Annotated in this window: 10 protein-coding genes; 2 read left to right on the top strand and 8 right to left on the bottom strand. The window is 37.1% G+C overall.

Annotation, left to right across the window (positions count from 1 at the left end; all coding sequences use genetic code 11):
- Both ACEW8O_RS05165 and ACEW8O_RS05160 read left to right on the top strand, forming a co-directional pair.
- The coding region (locus ACEW8O_RS05165) for a S41 family peptidase (protein WP_373493555.1) at window positions 1–1,215 on the top strand (1,215 nt) is incomplete at its 5' end.
- A gap of 426 nt (window positions 1,216–1,641) precedes the next feature.
- Entirely contained in the window at window positions 1,642–2,088 is a 447-nt protein-coding gene (locus ACEW8O_RS05160; RefSeq protein WP_373493554.1) for a VOC family protein, read from the top strand.
- A 102-nt stretch (window positions 2,089–2,190) separates the two neighbouring features.
- On the opposite strand, the gene ACEW8O_RS05155 is transcribed toward ACEW8O_RS05160, so the two are convergent.
- The 8 genes from ACEW8O_RS05155 to ACEW8O_RS05120 all read right to left on the bottom strand — a co-directional run.
- Window positions 2,191–2,787, bottom strand: coding sequence for a porin family protein (locus tag ACEW8O_RS05155; protein WP_373493553.1), 597 nt, complete (start codon window positions 2,785–2,787; stop codon window positions 2,191–2,193).
- Window positions 2,788–2,871: 84 nt separating this feature from the next.
- Window positions 2,872–3,945 (bottom strand): alanine racemase, encoded by a 1,074-nt coding sequence (locus tag ACEW8O_RS05150; protein ID WP_373493552.1) that lies wholly within the window; start codon window positions 3,943–3,945, stop codon window positions 2,872–2,874.
- 1 nt (window position 3,946) lies between these two features.
- The gene (locus ACEW8O_RS05145) at window positions 3,947–4,387 is read right to left on the bottom strand and encodes a GNAT family N-acetyltransferase (protein ID WP_373493551.1); all 441 of its coding nucleotides are present in this window, start codon (window positions 4,385–4,387) and stop codon (window positions 3,947–3,949) included.
- Window positions 4,380–5,822, bottom strand: coding sequence for a sodium:solute symporter (locus ACEW8O_RS05140; RefSeq protein ID WP_373493550.1), 1,443 nt, complete (start codon window positions 5,820–5,822; stop codon window positions 4,380–4,382). The genes ACEW8O_RS05145 and ACEW8O_RS05140 overlap by 8 nt, the downstream gene beginning before the upstream one ends.
- Before the next feature lie 233 nt (window positions 5,823–6,055).
- Window positions 6,056–6,208: a hypothetical protein gene (locus ACEW8O_RS05135; protein ID WP_373493549.1), complete on the bottom strand. Its 153-nt coding sequence runs from the start codon at window positions 6,206–6,208 to the stop codon at window positions 6,056–6,058.
- Between the two features lie 84 nt (window positions 6,209–6,292).
- Window positions 6,293–7,333 (bottom strand): YhcG family protein, encoded by a 1,041-nt coding sequence (locus tag ACEW8O_RS05130; RefSeq protein WP_373493548.1) that lies wholly within the window; start codon window positions 7,331–7,333, stop codon window positions 6,293–6,295.
- A 322-nt stretch (window positions 7,334–7,655) separates the two neighbouring features.
- Complete coding sequence (locus tag ACEW8O_RS05125) at window positions 7,656–7,787, bottom strand: hypothetical protein (RefSeq protein ID WP_373493547.1); 132 nt, start codon at window positions 7,785–7,787, stop codon at window positions 7,656–7,658.
- Window positions 7,784–8,056 (bottom strand): hypothetical protein (locus tag ACEW8O_RS05120; protein WP_373493546.1); only part of this gene is annotated, 273 nt, incomplete at its 5' end. The genes ACEW8O_RS05120 and ACEW8O_RS05125, both read right to left, overlap by 4 nt.

Raw genomic sequence — 8,056 nt, 5'->3', positions numbered from 1 at the left:
GATGGCAAAACTGTGGCCGGAACAGGGATTACCAATAGAGATGTTTTTGATTTACTTCGAGGTCCCAGAGGGAGCAAAGTAGAAGTGGATATCAAAAGAAAGAACCAAAATGAACTGATCTCTTTTGACATTATAAGAGACAAAATCCCCCAATATAGTATCAATGCCACTTATATGGTCAATGAGGAAATTGGTTATATTAAAGTGACCAGATTTGCCGCTACTACCCATGAAGAATTTAAAAAGTCGGTCCAGGAACTTAAGGATCAAGGGATGAAGAAGTTGATTCTCGACCTTCAGGGAAATCCGGGCGGGTATATGGGCGCTGCCATCAATATCGCTGATGAAATCTTGGATGAAAATGCGCTTATCGTTTCCCAAAAGGGTAAATTAAGTAGGTATAACCAAAAAGCCCATGCTGTCAAGCCAGGTCTATTTGAAGAGGGGTCTATCATTGTTTTGATCAATGAAGGAAGCGCATCAGCATCAGAAATCGTTGCCGGCGCTATTCAGGACAATGACCGTGGACTTATAGTGGGCCGAAGATCTTTTGGTAAAGGCCTCGTTCAAATGCCGATAGACTTATCTGATGGAGCGGAACTTAGATTGACCATAGCTAGGTATTACACCCCCTCAGGACGATCTATTCAAAAGCCTTATGGCAATGACAATGACTATGCAAGTGACTGGATGAACAGATTTGAACACGGGGAGTTTTTCACCGCTGACAGCATCAAGTTCGATGACAGTCTGAGGTATGAAACAAAGGGAGGAAGAGCTGTATTTGGTGGTGGTGGCATCATGCCTGATTTCTTTGTTCCATTGGATACTACCATGTCAAGTGCCTATACAAACAGGTTGTTTAATTCAGATTCTTCAAGGGAATTTGTCTTGGACTATCTTGAAAAAAACAAGAAGAAATTTGATGGTATGAGTTTTGAAGATTACTATAGTAAATATCAGGTTTCGGAGGAAATGCTTCAGACATTGATAAAAATAGGTGAGAGAAATAAGGTCAAATTTGATGAAAAGGATTTTAAAAAATCGAAAGATTATCTCAAAATTCTTCTGAAAGCCAATATGGCGAGAAACATTTTTGATGAAAACGCATTCTATAAAGTTATCAATGAGGTAGTCAATGAGGCCTATCAACAAGCACTTAACTTGTTTGATGAAGCAGAAAGTCTTGCCTTGGCGCCAAAACCTAAAGAGTGAAAATAATCTGGATTAGTACCTATTATCGACTTCTGTTACTGGATCTAAATTAATTCAGAAGCCGATATTGAGATATTGTTTCTAACTCTAACCTTAAGAGCAATAATTGTACATAAGAATTAGAAATCGGCTAAAACATTTAAACTTAAATTAAGCCTCTCCAATTGGGAAGGCTTATTTTATTTACTATCCTTCCTAGATTGAAAAAGAAACCTCAAAGGAAAGATTTAAAAATCAAATCAATTATATTACGATTTGATTATCCGAAATGCTGCCAGGAGTTCGTTTGACTATCCCAATTCAAGAATTAATGTTTCAAAGTTCGCTTCTTCCAACTTCGATCTTCCAACCATTTCCCAAAAGAAGTAGTCTATTGTCAAAAAAATAGATAATCTCACATTTCAAATACAATAACCCAAAATCAAAATGAAAAAAATTATCACTTCCATAATTATACTTACGGGTTTAATAATGATGAACCATAAAAGCATGGCGCAGGCTAAAATCACACACATCGCAGTTTATGTAGAAGACTTGAAAAGAAGCACTGATTTCTATACAGGTGTTTTTAATTTCCCAGAGTTGGACGAACCCTTCAAAGATGGGTTGCATGCATGGCTGGATATAGGCAATAATTTATCTATGCATATAATTGAAGCTCCATGGGAACCTGTCACGATCAATAAAATCAATCATATTTGTTTCAGCATACCGGACATGGATGGATTTATAGCCAACTTAAATAAATTGGGAATCGAATATGAAGATTGGCCGGGAAAGAAAAACACCATCAACATCCGGCCTGATGGTATCCAACAGATTTATTTAAAAGATCCGGATGGATATTGGTTGGAGATAAATGATGAATATTGATTTGTCAGATGATATAAAGACAAACCAATAAAAAAAAGAGGTCCGACAACGTCAAACCTCTTTTTTTTAATAGAATATTATTTTTTGAATTTATAATTCTCCTTAGAATGTATAACCCAAGGAAACTTTGAAACCTCTATTATAGATTTCAGCATTGCTGTTTTTAAATACAGGATTAAGTCCCAAATCATAAGAAGCCTGAACGTTAAGCCCTTTTGGAAGTGTGTACCCTACACCCAATAAAACTCCATAATCAGTCTTACTGATAGCCTCAGTATCAAATCCATAACTTGATCCAAAGAAGTCTCCTTCAAATCTTGATGAAGTCAAAAAGGAAACTTGGCCACCTCCAAAGAAATTCAATCCCTCCGTGGCATAGATCCTGAAAATCAGAGGTACATCCACATAACCCAATACAGATCTTGATTTGATCAGGTTGTCATTTTGAGTTCCTTTAACAGAATAATAAACACCAGGTTCGATAGCCAATGATTCTCCTATAAAGAATGAATTGTACAATCCAAAATGGTAACCGATTCTATTGTTGTAATCATTGTTGGAAGCATCTGACCCTCCGAAGTTAAAGAAGTTCGCACCTCCCCTGATACCAAAACCTCCTCTTCCATCATTGGAACTTTGGGCCAAAGCTCCAAAGGAGACTAAACAGAATAAACCGATAATAAATGGTATTTTTTTCATAGTATTAATAGTTGGTTTTTATTCTATATGGCCAATACCATGCCAGAGAAAAATAATTTGAACTAAAAAAACTAATTAAATTTCTTATTCGGAAATTACCTTATCAACATAACTGGAATTCAAAATTCCCAAGGCACCCATATATTTCAGATTGAATTTGATTACATCTCCAACTTTGTACCCTTCAGGGTTGCTCCCTAGATTGAGAATCAGCATATCAGAACTTGCTCCAAGAATCTCAAATTCCCCATCCTCAGGAATCAAATATTTTGGATCCACATCTAAAAGACCAATATCCAGGATTGCCCTGAATGAAGATTTGCCATATAGCTGTTGATCTATCGCTATGACTTCACCTTGGGGATTAGCAGCTATGGTGCCTGTAGGCAATAATGGTTTTTCCTGCATTTCTATTATTTCTGCATTCAGTTCAAAAACATCACCATGCATACCCTCAATGATCTTTTCTTCAAATAAATCCACACCAAAATACAATGTTTCTCCTACCCTGAAATGATTGATACCTTTTGGCAATTGTTTGTGCAGCATCAAGGGTATGGTCACGGAAGTACCTGCCGAGACCCAAGGTATTTCTTTATTGAATTTGAGTTCTATGATCTGCTTATACGATGACAGCTGAATGAGTTTATCAGTAGAAGGCATTACACCGTTGAGGCAATTGAGATTGGTTCCCAAACCTATGATTTCAATATTGGGAAGTTCAAAAATCTGGGCATAAAATTCCACTAAATGGTCACCCATCACCCCTTCTCTGAGGTCCCCGGTCTCTACCATGATGATAATCTTATGGATTTTCCCCTGCTTTACCGATTCTTCTGAAATCCACCTGATGGAAGTCAGTTCACTGTTGAGACTCACATCGGCATATTTGATCATTTTGGCAATATTCCTTTTGGAAACAGGTTTGATATAGACGGTTTGGATTTCCGGGTTGATTTCCTTGATTTTTGCCAGGTTACTTATCCTGGAGTCATGGATTTCCTTTACTCCGAGATTTATCAGTTCGCCCAGAAATTTTCTGTTTCCGCAAAAAAGTTTGGAAACTACCCCCCAATGAATCTCACTGTCCTCAAACAAGGTTTTGAGGTATTCGAAATTATCTCTGAGTTTGGTTCTATTTAAAGTTAGGTAAGCCATCTTATTTCTTGAGTCTCATTTCCAGGTATTTATTTGTAAACCCCAGTTTTTCATATAATTTTCGGGCAGGATTATCCGCCTCCACATGAAGTGCTATATCCCCATTTGCAAGATCAATAGCTGTTGTCATCAACTGTTTACCCACACCTTTTCCTCTTTGTGAAGCATCTACAGCGATATATACCAAAATATTTTCCGGAATATATCCGGACATACCGGTTTTGTTGATGACTACAGCCCCTACTATTTTTTCATTTTCCCGTGCCAAAACTGCATAGCCACCTTTATCCACAGCCTGATCCAAAGCATAATCAAGACATTTCATAATATCATTGATAGGATCACCGTACTGTTCCAACTGGACAAACAAAAAATCCGCTATCTCTTTTTTCTGTAAAAAGGTAGCTTGATCTGCAGTGGATATTTTTTCTATTTTAAGCATATTCATTGATTTTATTTTGAATTTTTAATTCTTTAAACCTATTTACAAGCAAAAACACTGCTAAAGAGGCAAAAACACCGAAAAAATTTGGATCAAGACCAAAAGGTAAGTTTATAGTCAATAAACCAAGAATCACCGTGACAGCACCACCTGTAATCATGGCAGAAATAGCTGCTTCCGGATTTCTTTTATTTGTAAACAAACCGAATAAGATCGGAACCAAAAGCCCCGAAACCATGAAGGCATAACTGTAAAGCATCAAATCCAATACGTTTGTCATTTGCATGGCAACAATCAATGCAATTATACCTAGTATCAATGTGAACAATTGCCCATATAAAATCTGACGTCTTTCATTTTTCTTATTCAGCCATTTGCCAAAAATATCAGTTGACAGATTCCCTGATGCAGCCATCAGACAAGAGTCTGCAGTAGATAACACCGCTGAAAAATAGGCCGCCATCATCAGCCCCAATATACCTGGAGGCAGGATTGTCCTCAAGAGTATGGGCAATCCCATTTCAGGGTCCAATGTGTCCAATTCAATGATCAATAAACCTTGTTCAAAGGCCACTCTTGACAGCAGCCCCAAGGAAACTCCCATAAAGGCCATAATAGGCCATTCGAACAAACCCGCTATAAACCAGGCTTTTTGGGCAGATTTGGTGTCTCTACTGGCATATATTCTCTGATATAATGTCATGCCGATAAACCAAATCGGTAAGATCGTAATACCCCAATTGGCGAAGTCCTGCCACCTAAGGTTCGATAGGCTGAAAAACTCCCGGGGCAATGTGGCTTTGATAACTTCCCATCCGCCTACATGGTAATAGGCAACAGGAAGACCAATAAAGATAAATCCCAACATCAGAACAATCCACTGTACAGTATCAGTATATATTACAGCTTTCAATCCTCCTAAAACCGTATAGACCACCGCAATAACCCCCATCATCAGCAATGCCTGAGTCAATCCCAATTCAATAAAGGTACCCGAGGCCAGTTTTGCACCTGCCAATAATTGTGATGAAGTAAATCCAAGGTATCCAATCAGAGAAATCACAGCAGCCGCAATGCCTACCTTCTTGTCAAAAAGATGTTTGAATATCTGTGGGAAAGTATAAAAATTCGCAAATGCCTTATCCTGCTTTATCCTCGGAATCAAAAATACTGCCGCCAGCCATGCCCCCAACAATCCTGTAAAAAGCATCCAACTTCCCGAAAGCCCCATTACAAAACCCAATCCTCCAAGCCCCACAGAAAAACCTCCACCTACATCAGTGGCCACAACGGAGAGTCCGATATGCCAATGGCCGATATTCCTACCACCAACATAATAATCATCCTGATTCTTGTTTTGACGCATAAAATAATACCCCACTCCAAGCATCAGTATCATGTACCCGACAAATATGCCGAGATCAATAAAATGCATTTAATCTCTTATTTGTAAAATCTGACAAATTTTCTAAATAATATGAATTTTCAAAGTTAACATTATTTGAATTAGTCTAAAAGAAAGAAAAGGTCTAAAAACAACGTTATACGAAAATTGAAATTTCAGATTCGTATAGTCACAAAAAAAGCCGGACGGTCCGGCTATAAATTTTAGTGAAATTGAATGTCAGACATTCTGACTGCTTACCCCCGCAGCGAAATATTCCCGGTTCATTCTTCTTTCTCAGTGAAAAATTTCCCGTCCAGAATTTGCTGTTGTCCTTCTTCTATTTTCTGCAAAATCAGTAATTTTTCCATTAGTTCATCCACAGAAAATTCTTCCGGCATATCTTGGATCGTCTCCAATAATTGTGACTTTTTCATCTTAGTTAAAATCTATCCATAAAATGCTGATACTTCTGACATGTAAGCAACCTTCGATTTTTTTTTAGTTCTCACCTGGTGCCATCATTCATTTAAATTCATTTTTGCTATTTCCAAAGATCTGTGAAGCTTGTCGGCAAACCATTGCTTATCCGGAAGTTCTGTAAGGTATTGGGCTACCTTTATTTGGTTATTGTCCAACATCAAAAGTTCCACATGTTCGGTATTTCCTTCGCTGCACAACAATAGTCCTATAGGACTTTCTTCTCCGGCTTGCATTTCATTCTTTTGAAGCCAACGTAGGTATAATTCCATCTGTGCTTTGTATTCTGGTTTAAACTTTCCAAGCTTCAGGTCTATTGCCACCAAACTTTTAAGTTTGCGATGGTAAAAAAGCAAATCCAAATGATAGTCCAATGAATCAACCGAAATACGCTTCTGTCTTTCAAGAAATGCAAAGCCATTACCCAATTCCATAATAAACTGTTGTAAGTTGGATATTAAAGCAGTTTCCACATCCTTTTCAGAATATGTATTTCTCAGTCCCAAGAAATCAAGCACATAACTGCTCTTAAAAATCAGGTCGGGATTTATTATTTCCTCTTGGTTTAGTTCTTTGAGGGCTTGTTCAATTTGTTCCGGTGGTTTAGCTGCTATAGCTGTTCGCTCAAATAACATTTTATCTATTTGTTCGGAAAGTGTGCGTGTATTCCAGCGTTGCTGTTTGGCCATTTCCAGATAAAAGGTTCTTTTAAGCTCGTCCTTTTCGTAGGCAACAGTTTTCAAGTGAGTCCAGCTCAATTGTCTCTGCACTGCGGAGACAATCTGCTCTTCGGAAAAACTCTCCGCAGTGCGGAGACAATGAAATAAATGCTTGGAGGACCAGCCAGATCCAAATTTTTGGGTAAGCATTAAAGAAAGATTTCCGATGATCTGTTTCCCATACGGCGCTCGATTTCCTTCTAAAATAAAAGCATTGACGAAAACACCCACTTTATAATTGAGTATTGTGGCCTCAGCATTAGCAGATACGGCAACACGCTGTCGAGCTTCTCCAATGAGTGTTGAAATAGACTCAAACAATTGTGAAATGTCTTTTTGAAATTTTAGTTCTAATTTATCCATCCCATAATTTCTTTAAGCAAGTTTATAGTTCATGTTTTTAAAGTAAAAAGATAAAATGCTATTTAGGAATTTCTGAAAAGTGATTCATTTGATAGAAAATCTGATTGAAGTTGATTAAGTAGCCCTCCTAGTTGATTCTAATTTATCACAAAATAGATATATGATAAATACTTGATGAAGATTTTCCTCGACAACCCCTTTCTTAATTTACTGATCAGTTATTTGACCATAGTTTTTTGATAATCAGAATTCTCAAAATCGGAAGTTATCTCCTTAATATCTGAAAGAAACAATGGGTCTTTGGGAGCTTTTTTAAGTAGTTTTATTTTTCCTGCCTTGATTCATCAACATCCTCTATAATTACCTTGACCCTCTTCATTGACTTAAATTTTTCTGGTAATTTGATAATTAATTGGTTGCCTTTTTGGACTTCATATGTTTTTTCAAATGTCATATCGGCTTAAAGCTAGCAAGAAAGTTAATAGTGTTTTCAATCTTATCTTTTACATCTTGGTTTTCAACAGATTTCTTGTGTCCTGCAAAGTTTTCCCTAATCTTTTTTTCGAAATTTTTAAATGCCTCTTCATTTAGATGTCCTTTAATTAAGTTCATTACAAATTCGTCAGGAAATTCAATCCCATTTTTGTAAGGAACTTTAAACTTCTTTGCATATGGTTTCAAAAATGTGTCAATATTTTTGCCTCGATAAAGTAATTCATCAAT

The organism is Aquiflexum sp., assembly GCF_041749095.1.
GTDB lineage: Bacteria > Bacteroidota > Bacteroidia > Cytophagales > Cyclobacteriaceae > Aquiflexum.
The sequence above is the reverse complement of the archived record's forward strand: the minus strand, read 5'-3'. Positions and strand labels throughout refer to the sequence as shown.